Below are 14,767 nucleotides of genomic sequence, written 5' to 3'. Positions count from 1 at the left end.
TTGCGTCAATAGCTCGTCACAACAATAAATCAAAATATAAAATTTGATGGAATGGCGTCAAAATAACGACACGACAAACGCGCCATCCTCTGCTAAACAGGCTGTCCATCTTAAAAAAGCCCGAGGTCTGGGAATTGGCTCACTACAAGCCGTTGGTGCGTTGGCGTCCACTGGCTACACGGACGATTCCCCACCCGATCCCTATGGGCAAACTCGATCGCAGCGCTCTATGATTGAACCCAATGACGACCTCTGCTCCGATCCGCCAACCCTGCCCGCCCGGCGCCTGCGACTGCGGGCGTGACCCGTTGCTGGAAACACCGGGAGCCGACGTGCGCATCCTGTTGCTGACCCGCACGGAAGAAAAGCGCCTGATCGAGCGCTTGGAAAACCTCCAGAGCTTGAACGACCTGGAGCGTCTGCAACAACGCATGTACGAGCAGTTGGGTATCCGCGTGAACATTGCCCCCGGCTTCAATGAAGTACGGACCATGCGCGGCATCAGCATCAGCCTCGGCGAACTGCCGGGATTGTGTCGCAAGACCCGTGCATCGATCCCGGCCGCCATTCGCCGCGCGCTGGAGAAGCGCCCGGAGATCGCCTACGCACTGCTCAACGCCAACGACCTGTTACGCGACGCATGATGCGGGCGAACGCTCGCACCCCTCGAAAAAACGTCTTAGAGGATCAGCGGTCGTACGCACAGTGCGCTGCGCTGCTATGCCTTCACATGGGAGATTTCGCTGCATACCAGCCAGGACGGAACTGGAAACCCAACGCGCCTCTGGTCCGGCACTCACCAGGTGGGCAAAGCACTACGGGTGCCGATCCGCAACAGGAGGTGGCCAATGTTATTCATCGTCAGTTGGTCGATCAGCCCGGACAATCGCAACGCCGCTATCGAACGTTTTCTCAAGACCGGGGGCGCCCCACCCGCAGGCGTCACGATGCTGGGGCGCTGGCATGCAGTCGGAGGCTCGGCCGGCTTCGGCATTGCCGAAGCCAGTGATGTGGTGCTCATTCAGAAATGGGTGCTGGACTGGAACGATCTCATGAGCATGGAAGTCCACGCGGCATTGACCGACGCGCAAATGGCGCCGCTGCTGGCAGCCACGGTCGGTCAATAAGCGCCATTGAGGCGGCGAGGAATACTCGCTGCCTCGATCTCAATCAACCCCCAGGATCAAAAGATCACTGCCACCGTGATGATCGGCGAAATGGCCCCCGAGTATATCCGCCAGGATCGCGTGGCCAGCGCCTTTACCTCATCGGAAGACGATCATGAATCCAGTACGCCTCATCACTGCGCATAAGCTGCTGACGGTTTCAGCCGTCGTGGAGCTCGCCACCGGGCTGGCATTGCTGCTCACCCCCGGACTGTTCAGCCATCTGCTGTTGGGGATTGCCGGAACCGATGTAACCAATCTGTTTGCGCGGTTTTTTGGTGTAGCACTAATCGCGCTCGGCGTTGCCTGTTGGCCGCGGCCGGAGAGCATCGCCGCGATTCGCGCAATGCTGTTCTACAATGGAGCCGTTGCAGTGTATCTGGCGTATGTCGGTGTGTTTGTCAGCAGCGGGTTGTTGCTGTGGCCAGCCGTCGTGTTTCACGCCGTGATGACCGCGTTGTTTCTACGTCGTTAACGTCTATGTAGGAGCGAGCTTGCTCCGGGCGGCGCTCCGACGATGGACGTGAACGATGACGCGTACTGTCTGGAAAAATGCGCCGCCTTCGAATTCATCGCGTTGACCAAGGCAAACTTTGCCAGCGGCGCAGCCTTGCCTTCAAGCACAGGTGCAGGCCTGCAAGTCTTCCAATGTCCGCAGATTTACCCGTTCGAGCCCTCAAAAACCCTGTGCTACGCTTTTTCTCACGCGATGCGATGCGAATAAATCTACCCATCCTCTGGATGACGGAGTTCGGCAATGAATATCACGGTTTCCCGGCTGATGATCACACTGGCAAGTCTGTTGCTTACCGCCTGCGCCACCGTAGGAGCCAGTAGCGGGGGTGCCGGTGAAACGGAGATTCGCTCAGGCCGGATCGAGCAGATCATGCCGACACAGATGCAGACCAACCACGACAGCGGCGTCGGCGCCATTCTTGGCGGGCTCGCCGGTGTCGGCATCGGCAGTCTGATTGGCCAGGGTACCGGTCGGGATGTCGCCATGGTCGCTGGCGCCCTTGCTGGCGCAGCCGGTGGCAACTACGTCGAAAAGAAAAAGTATGACCGGCCCCAGCAAGCGCAGCAAATTATTGTGCGGGTGAGGAATGGCGTGTTGGTGTCGGTGACGCAGCCGATCAACCCGGCGCTGAACAAAGGCATGAACGTGTACATCGAGGGGACGGGCAACGATGCCCGGGTTGTTCCACAAAGCTAGATTGCTCCAAATAGAACGACCCGGGCCACTTCCTGCGTGTCGCTGTTTTCTGGCAGGCCTTCGTCAACGTCGGTATCGAATTGCACCCGTAAATTTTCCTTTCGCGCAATGGCATAGGCTTGCTTGCCAGCCTGGCGGCCGCATTCGAACGCAGGCTTCGCCAGCGGCTATAGATCGTGTTGCGGCTTGACTGATCGGCATTAAGCGCAACGCCCCGTTCTATGACGCTCGCTATCCCATCAAACAATAAATGGCGGCAGGTGGTGTGAACCCCGCCCATTTTCCGATAGCTATTACTGGATATTTCACCATTCAAACCTACGCTCACTCGCGGGGGATCCAAAATTAAAAGATGGTGGGGTCCGTCTCACGTGCTCGCACTAGTACATAGGGTCTATATATGAACCGGACAACGTTATCTTCGCTATTCGCTCTGCCCATACTGTTATCAGCCATGGCTATGCCCGGCATGGCTTTCGCAGCCGACAAGCCGCCGAACATTGTGGTGATCATGGGCGACGATATTGGGTGGTCCAATATCGGCGTTTATAACCAGGGCATGATGGCCGGTCGAACACCCAACCTCGATCAACTGGCCGCCGAAGGCATGCGCTTTACCGACTATTATGCCGAGGCCAGTTGCACGGCCGGGCGCGCCAATTTCATTACCGGTGAACTGCCGATCCGCACCGGCATGACCACGGTCGGACAGGCCGGCTCCCCCATTGGTATTCCCCCTGAAGCGGTGACCATTGCCACCACCCTGAAAGCCATGGGTTATTCCACCGGCCAGTTCGGCAAGAACCACTTGGGCGATTTGAACGAATTCCTGCCCACCGTCCACGGTTTCGACGAGTTCTTCGGTTATCTCTACCACCTGGACGCCATGGAAGACCCCGCGCACCCCAACTATCCGCAGGAACTGCTCGCCACCGTGGGGCCGCGCAACATGGTTCACAGTTGGGCCACAACGAATGACGATACGACGGTGATGCCACGTTGGGGCAAGGTCGGCAAACAGAAGATCGAAGATGCCGGCACGCTGTACCCGGAACGGATGAAAACCATCGACGAGGAGATTCGTGACAAGGCGTTTGCCTTTGTGGACAAGGCCAAGCAGGACAATAAACCGTTCTTCCTCTGGCTCAACCCGACTCGCATGCACATCGTTACGCACCTCTCCGACAAGTATGAGGCCATGCGCAATTCGCAAAATGGCTGGTCAGAACAGGAAGCAGGCATGGCACAGCTCGACGATATCGTCGGCGACGTGATGGCCAAGCTGAAAAAAGAAGGGATGGATGACAACACCATCGTGGTCTTCACCACCGACAACGGCGCGGAAAACTTCACCTGGCCTGACGGCGGCACCACCCCGTTTGCCATGGGTAAAGGCACGGTGATGGAAGGCGGCTTCCGGGTTCCGGCGATCGTTCGCTGGCCTGGCAAGGTACCTGCGAACACGGTTGGCAACGGTATCATTTCCGGCATGGACTGGTTCCCGACGTTCGTCGCGGCAGCAGGCAACCCGAACATCACCCAAGAACTGCTCAAGGGCAAACAACTGGGCGATACCACCTACAAGGTGCACCTCGACGGCTATGACCAGACGCCGATGATCACGGGTAAAGGTCCGTCGAACCGACATGAAATTTTCTACTTCGGCGAAAGCTCACTCGGTGCGGTACGGATCGATGACTACAAGTATCGCTTTATTGACCAGCCGGGTGGCTGGCTTGGTGCCAAAGTGCCTGTCGACGTACCGTTCCTGACCAACCTTCGTCTCGACCCGTTCGAGCGTATGGGCTGGCCGGAAAACCAGTCGGCTGAAGGTTCCCAGCAGTACTTCGACTGGTTCAAGTTCCAGTTCTGGCGGTTCGTGTTCGTCCAGCAGCAGGTGGCCAAGCTGGCTGAAACCGCGATTGAATTCCCGCCGATGCAAAAAGGCGCGAGCTTCAACCTTGATTCCGTCAAAGCCAAGATCGCAGCCGCTCGGGCGGAAATGGCCAAGTAAGCAGTCGAGTCACCGGGTGGCCAACACTGGCCACCCGCGCTCCTGATGGACATTTACTGAGGTAACTTCATGCAGATAAAAACTTGCGCCCTGCCCGCCTTCACCCTGCTTACGCTGTGCTGCCAGCAAGCTTATGCCGGCGGCCTCATGCTTTACGAAATCGGCACCGATAACACCGGCCTGGCCAACGCCGGTGCCGCCGCCCGGGCCCAGGGTCCTTCGACAATTGCCAGCAACCCCGCGGGCATGAGTTACCTGCCAGGCACGCAAATCACTGCCGGTTTGCAAGTGTTGTACGGCGACCTGACTTTCGACCGCGATTCCAACACCAATGGCACTGGCAGCGGCAGTGGCAACATCCTCGCCCCCATTCCCGGCGGTAGTTTCTTCATCAGCCATGAACTCGACGACCATTGGAGCATCGGCTTCGGCCAATATGCCGACTTTGGGTTGGCTTATAATTACGGCAATAGCTGGTCCGGTCGCTATTTCGTGCAGGACGCCAGCCTCGCCGGTATATCTTTTGTACCCAGCGTGGCGTACCGCTTTAACGAACAATGGTCGGTCGGCGTCGGCGTGAAAGCCATGTACGGCATGCTGAAAGCGCAAACAGCGATTGACCGCTCGCCCTTCGGCCTCGCCGACCGCACTGACGGCCAGTTCAAGTACAAAGACAACGATTGGGGTTTTGGCGCGAATGTGGGGGTGATCTACGCCCCGCAACCGGGCACCCGCATTGGCCTGGAATACACCAGCAAGGTCGATCTGAATTTCGAAGACAGGCTGAAGGTCACCGGCGACGGCCCGCTGTTACAACGCCTCAATGGCCTGAACACCCAGCTCGACATGACGGTGCCGCAAACCGCGACCCTGAGCCTGTTCCAGCAACTTGATCCCAAGTGGGCCTTGCTTGCTTCGGTGAACTGGCAGGACTGGTCAGAGTTCGGCGACGTCGCGGTGCAAGTCGACACCACGGCGGTCGGCGCCCAATCGACCACGATCCAGGCCCACTACAAAGACACCTGGCAACTGGCGCTGGGCGCGCAGTACCAAGCCACCCAGCAACTGTTGTGGAACTTCGGTGTGGCCTACGACAGCAGCGCCGTCTCGGACGCCAACCGTACTTTCACCATACCTATGAGCGATTCCTGGCGCCTTGCGACAGGAGCCACCTATGCTCTGAACAAGGACACCGACGTCAACGTCAGTTGGGTGCTGGTCTGGCTGGGTGATATGCCGGTCGACCAGACCAAATCCACGTCAGGCATTCGAACTTCCGGACAGTTCGACAATGCCTGGATTCAAGCCCTTACCGCAAACATGACTTGGCGTTTCTGATGCCCTGCTACCGAAAAAATGACTTTATCCATGGAGCACACACCACTATGAACCTGTCCCGCAAATTGTTCATTGGCGCCGCGATGGCCAGTCTGTTGCTAGGCGGTTGTACCTCGAAAGTGACTGAGCAAAATCAATACTCCGGCTACCTGTCCAGCTATAACAACCTGCAGGAAGTGACCACCCCCAGCGGCGGAACGGCGATGCGCTGGGTGAGCCCGTCGTGGAACCCGAATGCCTATGACACGGTGGCGTTCAATAAGCTGGAACTCTATCCTGCGCCCAAGCCCAATGAGCGGGTGAACCAGCAGACGTTGAGTGACATTCAGTCCTACATGACCAGCAAGGCCAAAAATATACTGGGTCAGAAATACCGGGTGGTGACGAACGCCAGCGCGGCCCCCGCGGGTTCAAAAACCTTGATCATGCGCGCAGCAATCACCGGTGTGAGTGCCTCCAACGAAGGCATGAAGTGGTATGAAGTGGTACCGATCGCGGCAGTGGTCGGGGCGACACAGGCAGCGACCGGTCACCGGGACCAGGACACTAACCTGTTCATCGAAGCCGAGTTCATCGACGTGAGAACCAATCAGACGGTGGCCAAAGTGGTGCGCAAGGTGTTCGGCACCCAGCTTTCGAACGAGAGCCAGAAGGTTACCGCCAAGGACTTTAAAGCGGCGATCGATAAACTGGGTACCGATATGCAGGCGTTCATCAAGTAACCCCCTGTAGGAGCGAGCCTGCTCGCGAAGGACGTTAACGATAACGCGTTCGTCTTGAATGATCGCGTTATCGTTAACGTCCTTCGCGAGCAGGCTCGCTCCTACATTCTGCCGATCCGCCGTCGCATGTCGGCGGTGATCGCCTGCCGGGTTTTCTTCAGGTCCGCCCACGGCCCACCACCGACTTCGGCCAGGCGCTCATGCACCGTGTGCACGTTCCACTGATTGCCGCCCTTGAGCTCTGCAACCTCTTCACGAAAGATCGGCACCGACACCGGCAGCCCCTCGCGGGTGCGCACAGCGTATGCGCAGATGGTGGTGGCGCCGAGACCGTTGCGCAGGTAATCGATGAAGATGCGCCCCACCCGGTTCTTCGGGCCCGACACCGCCGAAAAACGCTCCGGCAGCAACGTGGCCATGTGGCTGACGATGGCGTGGCTGAAGTCCTTCACCTCATCCCAACCGAGTTTGCGGGTCAGTGGCACCACCAGGTGAATGCCTTTGCCGCCGCTGGTTTTGAGAAATGCCTTGAGCCCCAGTTCATCGAGCACCGACAGCGTCAGTTGCGTCGCCTCGACCATGCTTTTCCAGGGCAGCGCCGGGTCCGGGTCGAGGTCCAGGACAAAGCGGTCGGGTTTGTCGAGGTTGTCCGAGGTGGCATTCCAGGTATGCAGCTCCACAGTGCTCATCTGCACCGCGCCGATCAAGGCTTCGGCGCTGTTGATGACCATCATCGGTTGACCGGTGAGTTTCTTGTCCAGGACGGTGATGCCGGGAATGGCCAGGTGCTCGGCATTCTTCTGGAAAAACAGTTCGCCGGCAATGCCGTCCGGCGCGCGAACCAGCGCCACCGGCCGGTCCTTGAGTTCGGGCAGGATCCATTGGGCGACACGGGCGTAATACTCGGCCAACTGCATTTTGGTGGTGCCACTGCTGGCGTCGATGACCCGGTCCGGATGGGTGATGCGCACCTTGCCCTTGGCCAGGCCCAGTTGGGAGGGTGCGGATTTTTCAACGGTTTTCTCTTTGGGCTTCACCACGCTCGGACGCTCCTCGGTGATGTCTTTAGCGGGTTTGTCATTGCGCAGGCCATGGAACACCGCATGGCGCACCGCCCCTTCCTTGGTCATTTCAGCGAATGCGATTTCCGCCAGCAATGCAGGTTTTAGCCAATGCACACCCTTGGCGTCAACGCCGCTCGGCGGGTTGACCACCGACGGTTTTTTCGCTTTCAAGGGTATCAATTGTTCATAGAGGCTTTTGAGGGTCGACTCGTTGAACCCGGTGCCGACCTTACCGGCGTAACGCAACTTGCCGCTGTCACGGTCATGCAGCCCGAGCAGTAAGGCCCCGAAGGCGCTACGCGAGCCTTTCGGATCGGTGTAGCCGACAATGACGAATTCCTGCCGATGCTTGCACTTGAGCTTGATCCAGTCGCTGCTGCGCCGCGACACATACGGCGAACCCAAGCGCTTGCCGATCAGCCCTTCCATCTGCATTTGGCAGGCGCTGTTGAGCAAGGCGTCAGGGTTTTCAGCGAACGCGTCGGAGAAGCGCAACAGCGGGTTTTTATTGGGTTTAAGCACCGTCGCCAGTGCCGCTCTTCGCTCCTCGACAGGCACTTCGCGCAAGTCCACGCCATTGAGGTAAGGCATGTCGAACAGGTAATACACAATGTTGGCGCTGCGGCCCGCGTCGAAAGCGTTTTGCAGGGCTTGAAAATCCGGTACGCCCTGCTCGTTGGCGACCACCATTTCGCCGTCGAGCCAGGCGGACTCCAGGTTCAGCGCTGCCAACGCCTCGGCTTGACCGGGCAACTTGTGGGTCCAGTCATGACCGTTGCGAGTGAAGAGTTTGACCTCGCCGTGATCGATCCGCGCCATGATCCGATAGCCGTCGAATTTGATCTCGTAACTCCATTCTCCCTGTGGAGCCCGTTCGACCAGTGTCGCCAGTTCCGGCTTGAGCTGATCAGGCAGTTTGGCCTTGTGCGCGCCGGTTAGTGGTGCCGATTGCGTCTTAGGCGCCACCTTGCGCGCCGGCTTCTTGATCGGTTTTGGTTTATCGGCTGCCTTTGGCTTTTGGGTCACGAGGGTCCGTTCACTGAGCACGCTGTCCGGCTCGGCGGTCACCACGTCGTAATCGCTTTCAGGTTTGGCCGCGCCGTCCTGATGTTTGATCAGAAACCATTGCTCCTGCTTCCCCGGCATGTGCGTGCGCACCAGGTTCCACAGCCCCCCGAGCTTCTCCCCTTGCAACTCGAATTTGAGTTTGCCCTTGGCGTAGGCCTGGGCCGGATCGCCCTGGGGAATCCACACGCCACGGTCCCAGACAATCACATCACCGGCGCCGTAATGCCCTTCGGGAATGCTGCCCTCGAACGTTGCGTAATCCAGCGGATGGTCTTCGACATGCACCGCCAGGCGCTTGACCTTGGGGTCCAGCGACGGCCCCTTGGGCACCGCCCAACTCTTCAGCGCGCCATCGAGTTCGAGGCGAAAATCGTAATGCAGGTGCGAGGCGTCATGCTTCTGGATGCAAAACTGCAAGGCGTGGTCTTTCGCGGTTTTCTTGCCCGAACGTTTGGCGGCTGGTTCAGAGGTCGCCGAGAAGTCGCGCATGCGGTTGTAATCATCCAGATTCTTGCTCATCGCTCACCCACCTGATGCCGATACAACGCGTCTCTACATCAGCAGAGCGATTCGCCCGGAAGAAAATTCAATCGGCGTTGAAATTGCCCGGACAGACGGGCTAGTACGCGGCATGTGGTGAGTGTTTGAGTGAATATACTCAACGTGTGAACGTATCCCCGGAGAGCAGTCATGCGAGCGGTTCATGTCATCGAGTCCGAAAAAAAGCCAGGGCCGGTCAATGTCGTTGGCGAGAGGATCACCATTCTCGCGGGCGGCGATCTGACCAAACCCTTTGAAGTGCATATACAGGAAGGCGTCCAGGGTGGTGGGCCACCGCCGCACTTTCATCCCTGGGACGAGGCTTTTTACGTTATCGACGGGCAAGTCGAAATCACGGTTGAGGGCAAATCAACCACGATCTCGAGTGGGGGTTACGTGCATATTCCCGGTGGCGCCATTCATGCCTACAAGAACATCAGCGCGACCGCGAAAATGATCGGTGTGGTGTCTGATCCGCGGGGTGGTCGGTTCTTTACGGCGATGGATCAGCTTAGGGTCCCAGAGGATATGCCACGAATACTTGAGATCGCTGAAGCCCACGGTGTCAGGTTCCTTGTACCAAAACCGCTGTAGGAGCGAGCAAGCTCGCGAAGGACGTTAACGATAACGCGCTCTTCCTGAATAAACACGTTGCTCTCAGTTCTTCACGAGCAAGCTCGCTCCTACAGATTTGTCAGCTCAGGTTCCCGCAGAAAATATTCTGGTTACCATCAGCCGGGCTTTCACGCACAACCAAGGCATAGCCACCGGTACGAAGCGTATCCATGGCTACAGGCGCACTTTTCCAGAAATACTGGAGCGATGCCGACGAATAGAACCGTGCATTCGGGCCGTCGTTCATGTCAAAGACTGGTTTCAGACCCAGATTCGTACAGCTTCCCTGATAGATATAGGCAGACAAACGGCCCGGTAATGCGCTGCCCATGGGTTCGCCATTGACGGCAAACCAGAAGACTGTCGCATTACCATCGGCGATCATGACGGGTCTGGCAATTTTACCGGTGTTGATGGGGGTAGCATGGAGGGGAACGTTGGTGACCTGGCTGTCAGGAACTGATGAACACCCAGAAATACACCCGACTGCCACCACCAACGCCAGCGAAGATACGATTTTCATCGTGAGACTCCCGCTTTTTAAGGACGCGTTGAAGTGATCCCCCTTGTCAATTCTAGCTGTCAGGGGAAAGCAGGCATTTCTCCGGATGGTCGGCCACTTTTTGGCCCGTCTTCGCCCTCCCGCGTGAGAACGACCTGTCAGGCAGCGCCACCCTTGGCCTGTTGCTCCAGATGCACTTGCAGCTCGGGATCGATTTTCAGCGCCGCCGCCAATTCATCCAGGTAACTGCGCTCGGCGTCCTGCTGATCGTCCACCAGCATTACGCTGGCCAGGTACATTTCCGCCGCTATCGCCGGATCCGTCGCCGACCGCGCCACATCGGCAGCGTCGGGTGGCCGGGCCACTTCTTCGTCCAGCCATTGCTGCAGTTGCGGGTCATCGGTGTGCCGGCCGATTTCGGTGCTGATCATCTGTTTTTCGGCATCATCGATTCGAATGCGCCACCACCGTTTGGCTGGCTTCTGGCGGGTGAATATTCTGCTTTTGACTTGAGAAATCTTTGGATTTGGATTGGATTGAGTACATATCCGTTGCTGCGGTAATGGCGGCTTAGGGTTCCGCCCTTACGGCGGGTCACTTTGAAAAGCGCAAAGTAACCAAACGCTCTTGCCCCTCCATTCGGTGCCTCGCTAAGGCTCGGCATGCCATAACGAAGGCATTGCTCCGGGGGCCCGCCGCCATCGACCATCCATGGTCGGGGGCGGCTACCGCGGCATCCTTGCCGCGGTGCCCCCTGCGCAACGCCTGCGTTCGGCCTCTGGGAAAGGGGCGGCAGATCTGAAGCAAAAGCAAAAGCAAGGCAACAGCTTCGCGAGCAAGCTCGCTCCCACATTGGATCGGCGTACCGCAGTTGTTTTTCACCCCCCCCACAATGGCGCGGCGTACCGCTTTTGCTCCTCACCACTCATCAGGCCGAGCGTTAGCTCGCCTTCAGCTTTTGATCTCGATGCACCGCCCCCTCACGCCGAGTGGAGGTTCTGCGTAGTGGGCAACCCGGCATGGATGGCCGATGGCGGCGGGCCCACGGAGCAGGACCGGAGCGAGGGCATGCCGAGCCTAGGCGAGGCACCGAACGAAAGGGGCAAAAGCATTTGGTTACTTTGCGCTTTTCAAAGTGACCCGCCGTAAGGGCGGAACCAATAGTCGCCATAACCCAAAAAACGGATATACACCCAATCAAAGCCCCATTACCCCCCATCCCTAAGTGAACAAAACCACAGACAAATCCGCGGTATTTTCTGGCCGCCCAGCTAAGATCGACAAACGGTGAACCTTATTCCCGGATTTCCGGTCGATACCTGCAACCCGACCCGGTTGGCCGCCGCCCTCGATCATAAGGGTGATAATTGGCTTGCTTCACTTTCTGGAGAACGCCCCCGTGATATCCACCCTACACATCGCCCGGCTCAAAGCCTGGGGCGCCCATGGCTTCACCGCCACTGGCGTGGTCACCGCCTTCCTCGCGACCCTCGCCTTGCTGGAAAACCAACCCACCAACTGCCTGCTGTGGCTGGGTGTCGCCCTGATCGTCGATGGGCTGGACGGCGCGCTGGCACGCAAAGTCAACGTGCAGTCGGTGCTACCGAGTTTCGACGGCTCGATACTCGACCTGGTCATCGATTACCTGACATATGTGTTTATCCCGGCGCTGTTCATCTATCGCTACGTTCCATTGCCGGATTACACGCTGCTGCTGACCGTCTCGCTGATTCTGGTCTCGTCACTGTTTTGCTTCTGCAACGTCAACATGAAAAGCAGGGACAACTACTTCCAGGGCTTCCCCGCCGCGTGGAACGTGGTCGCGCTGTGCCTGTACATCATTGCACCGTCGCCATGGGTCACCTTGCTCACTGTCATCGGCCTCGCGCTGCTGACCGTAACGCAGATGAAATTCCTTCACCCGTTTCGCGTGCGCAAGTTCATGCCGATCAACATCGCCGTCACGGCCATCTGGCTGTTGTGCAGTTTATCGCTGGTGATCAACCATCCCGTCATCAACCCGATGGTAATGGGGCTTTGGCTGCTGATGTCAGCGTACTTTCTGGGCATCTGCATCTGGCGTACGGCGATGGAGTGGTTTGAAAAGTCCCGGGGCTGATTTCAGCCATGCTGATGGGGCGGTTGCTATTGACCGCCCGCGCTCATCGCTAGTACCCGCCATAAGTCACCTTGGTGCCAAAAAACGCCCCTTGCAGCAACAAGGCGCAAGCCAGGACGTCGGTCACCAGGCAGCCCAGGATCAACACCGCAGAGGTGTCCGCCAGGCTGGCGACTGCCAACTTCACCGTCATCGCACACCAGACGAGGGTCGTGCGCACTCCATGACGGGCGGCCAGCCGCACATCGTTGCTGCCGGTTTCGGACAGGTGGATGTATTCCATCAGGCCCGTCATCAGGGCAAGCACGCCGGTCAGGACGCCGGCAAGACTGGCGCCCAGGGCAAGTCCCCACCAGGGGCCCGCAACGGACCATAGTGCCAGCCCGTCGAACAGTGGCACGCTGAGCCAGAACACCAGCGGAAAGTGCACCAGCATAGGGTGCAGCGGCAGGCCTAAAAAATGCCGGGGCCAACGCATGGTGCCACCCTCTTTCATTGCATGCCTCTTGGCAGGCTAGTCGAGCCCGACCCGGACAGCAAAGGCATAGTGGAACTGCCAGATTCAGGCACGCGTCTACACTGGTATGACGTATGAGCGGCAGAACCGCGATGGACTCGCATCCAGCCACCTCTGAAGCGTTCACCGGCCAGCGTATGCAGAACAAATCGCCCCCCCTGACATTCGACTACCGCGAGTTGTTCGAGCGTGCACCTTTTGGCTATGTGCTGCTCGACGCTTCGGGGCGCATTTGCAAGATCAACAGCACCGGTGCGGCAATGTTGGGCTGGAAGCCGGCGTGGCTCACGGGTGAATCACTGGCCCGCTGGGTGGTCGGCGCCGACAAACAATTGTTTCAGGCACACCTGAGCAAACTCGGTAGCGCGGGCGGCTGTATAAACCAGAAATTACGGGTCAAGAACCGGCAGGGCCGGATTGCCACACTGTGGCTGAAAAGTGACCGCGAGCCCAATATCTACGGACATATCGAGCACTTTCGAAGCGTCATGATCGACGTCTCTGGCGAACAGGCGTCGGCACTTAAACTGCGCAGCCTGCAATCGCAACTGACCCGGCTCGCACGCCAGAACACGGCTGGCGAATTGGTCTCCAGCCTGGCCCACGAACTGAACCAACCCCTGGGTACGGTCGTACTCTGCTGTGAAGCGGCGTCGCGGCTGTTAAACGCGGGAGCGACGCAGAGCCCGGACTTTGTCAAAGCCGTGACACAGGCCCAGGACGCGGCGAGGTTTGCCAGCGAGATCGTTCGCCACCTGCGGGGCTTTTTGCAGAACGATAGCGATGAGATGTTCTGCGATTGCGAATTTTCCACCCTGCTCCAGGACGTGACGATGCTGATAGAAGTCGCCGCCCGAGACAGCGATATCGAACTGCAGCTGGACATCGAACAGGGCCTGCCTTGCGTGCGGGTCGACGCCGTACAGATCGGCCAGGTACTGGTGAATCTGGCACACAACAGTATCGAAGCCATGCGCGAAATGAGCGGCTTGAACCATCGCTTGTGTATCAAGGCGCGGCAACTGCCTGCGGGGTCCGTTCAGGTCAGCGTAATCGACACCGGCCCAGGCCTGGACCGTCAGCAGGTTGACAGCATTTTCAAGCCCTTCTACACCACAAAAAACAAAGGCATGGGCCTGGGCTTGTCGATCAGCCGCACGATTATCGAAGCACACGGCGGAAAGCTCTGGGCCGAACCCACTCACATTACCGGTGCAATGGTGCATTTCACCCTGCCCACCGTCCAGGGTGATGACCATGACGACTGAGCAAGTCATCCATGTGGTCGATGATGACCTACCGTTCCTCACCGCCCTCGAACTGACATTGGGAACCACCGGCCTGGAAGTTCGAACGTACAGCAGCGCCGAAGCCTTCCTCGACGTCTTCGACTCACAACAGCCTGGCTGCCTGATCACCGACCTGCGAATGCCCGGCACGGACGGACTGGCCCTGCAAAAAATATTGAAAGAGTTACACGTGCGCCTGCCGATCATTTTCATCAGCGGTCATGGCAATGCCCGCACGGCGGTGACGGCGCTCAAAGGCGGCGCCGTGGATTTCCTGGAAAAGCCCTTCAGCGAAAAGGACCTGCTGGCGAGTGTCCAACTGGCGCTGGACAAGGACACAGACGACCGTCGCCTGACGCAAGAAAGAAACCTGGTGTTGCAACGATTCATGCACCTGTCACCCCGTGAGCAACAGGTCTTTGCGCTGGTGGTGTCGGATTTGCCCAACAAGAAAATCGCCCGGCAATTGATGATCAGCCCGCGCACCGTCGAACATCACCGCGAACACCTGATGCTTAAGATGCAGGCGCACTCGACTGCCGAACTGATCACCATGGCGGTGTTGTGCGGTATCCACGAACTGCATTTGTGAACGACGTT

At 58.3% G+C, this 14,767-nt stretch carries 15 protein-coding genes and 1 pseudogene; 12 read left to right on the top strand and 4 right to left on the bottom strand.

Features of this window, described 5'->3' with window-relative positions:
- Positions 1 to 242 precede the first annotated feature (242 nt).
- The 8 genes from ACM6IR_RS25445 to ACM6IR_RS25410 all read left to right on the top strand — a co-directional run bounded on the left by ACM6IR_RS25445 (position 243) and on the right by ACM6IR_RS25410 (position 6,453).
- Entirely contained in the window at positions 243 to 644 is a 402-nt protein-coding gene (locus ACM6IR_RS25445; protein ID WP_414910241.1) for a hypothetical protein, read from the top strand.
- Between the two features lie 204 nt (positions 645 to 848).
- Positions 849 to 1,127 carry a DUF3303 domain-containing protein gene (locus tag ACM6IR_RS25440; RefSeq protein ID WP_414910240.1) on the top strand — a complete coding sequence of 93 codons (279 nt, stop codon included), beginning with the start codon at positions 849 to 851 and terminating at the stop codon, positions 1,125 to 1,127.
- Positions 1,128 to 1,281: 154 nt separating this feature from the next.
- Positions 1,282 to 1,641, top strand: a complete 360-nt coding sequence (locus tag ACM6IR_RS25435; RefSeq protein WP_414910239.1) for a hypothetical protein — start codon at positions 1,282 to 1,284, stop codon at positions 1,639 to 1,641.
- 42 nt (positions 1,642 to 1,683) lie between these two features.
- Positions 1,684 to 1,890 (top strand): hypothetical protein, encoded by a 207-nt coding sequence (locus ACM6IR_RS25430; RefSeq protein WP_414910238.1) that lies wholly within the window; start codon positions 1,684 to 1,686, stop codon positions 1,888 to 1,890.
- A 33-nt stretch (positions 1,891 to 1,923) separates the two neighbouring features.
- Positions 1,924 to 2,379 (top strand): glycine zipper 2TM domain-containing protein, encoded by a 456-nt coding sequence (locus ACM6IR_RS25425; RefSeq protein WP_414910237.1) that lies wholly within the window; start codon positions 1,924 to 1,926, stop codon positions 2,377 to 2,379.
- Between the two features lie 400 nt (positions 2,380 to 2,779).
- Positions 2,780 to 4,393 carry an arylsulfatase gene (locus ACM6IR_RS25420; RefSeq protein WP_414910236.1) on the top strand — a complete coding sequence of 538 codons (1,614 nt, stop codon included), beginning with the start codon at positions 2,780 to 2,782 and terminating at the stop codon, positions 4,391 to 4,393.
- A gap of 69 nt (positions 4,394 to 4,462) precedes the next feature.
- Complete coding sequence (locus tag ACM6IR_RS25415) at positions 4,463 to 5,731, top strand: OmpP1/FadL family transporter (RefSeq protein ID WP_414910235.1); 1,269 nt, start codon at positions 4,463 to 4,465, stop codon at positions 5,729 to 5,731.
- 47 nt (positions 5,732 to 5,778) lie between these two features.
- Entirely contained in the window at positions 5,779 to 6,453 is a 675-nt protein-coding gene (locus tag ACM6IR_RS25410) for a DUF3313 domain-containing protein (RefSeq protein ID WP_414910234.1), read from the top strand.
- Positions 6,454 to 6,554: 101 nt separating this feature from the next.
- Here the strand turns inward: ACM6IR_RS25410 and ligD are convergent, their stop codons facing one another.
- Entirely contained in the window at positions 6,555 to 9,104 is a 2,550-nt protein-coding gene (ligD, locus tag ACM6IR_RS25405; protein WP_414910233.1) for a DNA ligase D, read from the bottom strand.
- 171 nt (positions 9,105 to 9,275) lie between these two features.
- On the opposite strand from ligD, the gene ACM6IR_RS25400 reads away from it, so the two are divergent.
- Positions 9,276 to 9,719, top strand: coding sequence for a cupin domain-containing protein (locus tag ACM6IR_RS25400; RefSeq protein WP_414910232.1), 444 nt, complete (start codon positions 9,276 to 9,278; stop codon positions 9,717 to 9,719).
- A gap of 100 nt (positions 9,720 to 9,819) precedes the next feature.
- Here the strand turns inward: ACM6IR_RS25400 and ACM6IR_RS25395 are convergent, their stop codons facing one another.
- Together ACM6IR_RS25395 and ACM6IR_RS25390 are read right to left on the bottom strand one after the other, a co-directional pair.
- Entirely contained in the window at positions 9,820 to 10,263 is a 444-nt protein-coding gene (locus ACM6IR_RS25395) for a hypothetical protein (RefSeq protein WP_414910231.1), read from the bottom strand.
- Between the two features lie 137 nt (positions 10,264 to 10,400).
- Positions 10,401 to 10,697, bottom strand: a pseudogene (locus ACM6IR_RS25390) (DUF533 domain-containing protein); the annotation flags it as partial.
- A 944-nt stretch (positions 10,698 to 11,641) separates the two neighbouring features.
- On the opposite strand from ACM6IR_RS25390, the gene pcsA reads away from it, so the two are divergent.
- A complete protein-coding gene (gene pcsA / locus ACM6IR_RS25385) occupies positions 11,642 to 12,361 on the top strand; it encodes a phosphatidylcholine synthase (protein ID WP_414910230.1) in 720 nt (239 codons plus the stop codon).
- A 49-nt stretch (positions 12,362 to 12,410) separates the two neighbouring features.
- Here pcsA and ACM6IR_RS25380 read toward each other — a convergent pair whose 3' ends face one another.
- The gene (locus ACM6IR_RS25380; protein ID WP_414910229.1) at positions 12,411 to 12,857 is read right to left on the bottom strand and encodes a DUF2231 domain-containing protein; all 447 of its coding nucleotides are present in this window, start codon (positions 12,855 to 12,857) and stop codon (positions 12,411 to 12,413) included.
- A gap of 95 nt (positions 12,858 to 12,952) precedes the next feature.
- Between ACM6IR_RS25380 and ACM6IR_RS25375 the strand changes: the two genes are divergently transcribed.
- Both ACM6IR_RS25375 and ACM6IR_RS25370 read left to right on the top strand, forming a co-directional pair.
- Positions 12,953 to 14,146: an ATP-binding protein gene (locus tag ACM6IR_RS25375; RefSeq protein WP_414910228.1), complete on the top strand. Its 1,194-nt coding sequence runs from the start codon at positions 12,953 to 12,955 to the stop codon at positions 14,144 to 14,146.
- Complete coding sequence (locus tag ACM6IR_RS25370) at positions 14,136 to 14,759, top strand: response regulator transcription factor (protein WP_414910227.1); 624 nt, start codon at positions 14,136 to 14,138, stop codon at positions 14,757 to 14,759. Before ACM6IR_RS25375 ends, ACM6IR_RS25370 begins: the two co-directional genes overlap by 11 nt.
- Positions 14,760 to 14,767 lie beyond the last annotated feature (8 nt).

The sequence above is a fragment of the Pseudomonas sp. IT-P253 genome (assembly GCF_949768125.1).
In the GTDB taxonomy this organism is placed as follows: domain Bacteria; phylum Pseudomonadota; class Gammaproteobacteria; order Pseudomonadales; family Pseudomonadaceae; genus Aquipseudomonas.
The sequence above is the reverse complement of the archived record's forward strand: the minus strand, read 5'-3'. Positions and strand labels throughout refer to the sequence as shown.

What these genes read in the sequence shown, in the direction of transcription:
- ACM6IR_RS25445 (WP_414910241.1), top strand. Translation starts at nt 243, where the DNA reads ATGACGACCTCTGCTCCGATCCGCCAACCCTGCCCGCCCGGCGCCTGC.
- ACM6IR_RS25440 (WP_414910240.1), top strand. Translation starts at nt 849, where the DNA reads ATGTTATTCATCGTCAGTTGGTCGATCAGCCCGGACAATCGCAACGCC.
- ACM6IR_RS25435 (WP_414910239.1), top strand. Translation starts at nt 1,282, where the DNA reads ATGAATCCAGTACGCCTCATCACTGCGCATAAGCTGCTGACGGTTTCA.
- ACM6IR_RS25430 (WP_414910238.1), top strand. Translation starts at nt 1,684, where the DNA reads ATGGACGTGAACGATGACGCGTACTGTCTGGAAAAATGCGCCGCCTTC.
- ACM6IR_RS25425 (WP_414910237.1), top strand. Translation starts at nt 1,924, where the DNA reads ATGAATATCACGGTTTCCCGGCTGATGATCACACTGGCAAGTCTGTTG.
- ACM6IR_RS25420 (WP_414910236.1), top strand. Translation starts at nt 2,780, where the DNA reads ATGAACCGGACAACGTTATCTTCGCTATTCGCTCTGCCCATACTGTTA.
- ACM6IR_RS25415 (WP_414910235.1), top strand. Translation starts at nt 4,463, where the DNA reads ATGCAGATAAAAACTTGCGCCCTGCCCGCCTTCACCCTGCTTACGCTG.
- ACM6IR_RS25410 (WP_414910234.1), top strand. Translation starts at nt 5,779, where the DNA reads ATGAACCTGTCCCGCAAATTGTTCATTGGCGCCGCGATGGCCAGTCTG.
- ligD (WP_414910233.1), bottom strand. Translation starts at nt 9,104, where the DNA reads ATGAGCAAGAATCTGGATGATTACAACCGCATGCGCGACTTCTCGGCG.
- ACM6IR_RS25400 (WP_414910232.1), top strand. Translation starts at nt 9,276, where the DNA reads ATGCGAGCGGTTCATGTCATCGAGTCCGAAAAAAAGCCAGGGCCGGTC.
- ACM6IR_RS25395 (WP_414910231.1), bottom strand. Translation starts at nt 10,263, where the DNA reads ATGAAAATCGTATCTTCGCTGGCGTTGGTGGTGGCAGTCGGGTGTATT.
- ACM6IR_RS25380 (WP_414910229.1), bottom strand. Translation starts at nt 12,857, where the DNA reads ATGAAAGAGGGTGGCACCATGCGTTGGCCCCGGCATTTTTTAGGCCTG.
- ACM6IR_RS25375 (WP_414910228.1), top strand. Translation starts at nt 12,953, where the DNA reads ATGAGCGGCAGAACCGCGATGGACTCGCATCCAGCCACCTCTGAAGCG.
- ACM6IR_RS25370 (WP_414910227.1), top strand. Translation starts at nt 14,136, where the DNA reads ATGACGACTGAGCAAGTCATCCATGTGGTCGATGATGACCTACCGTTC.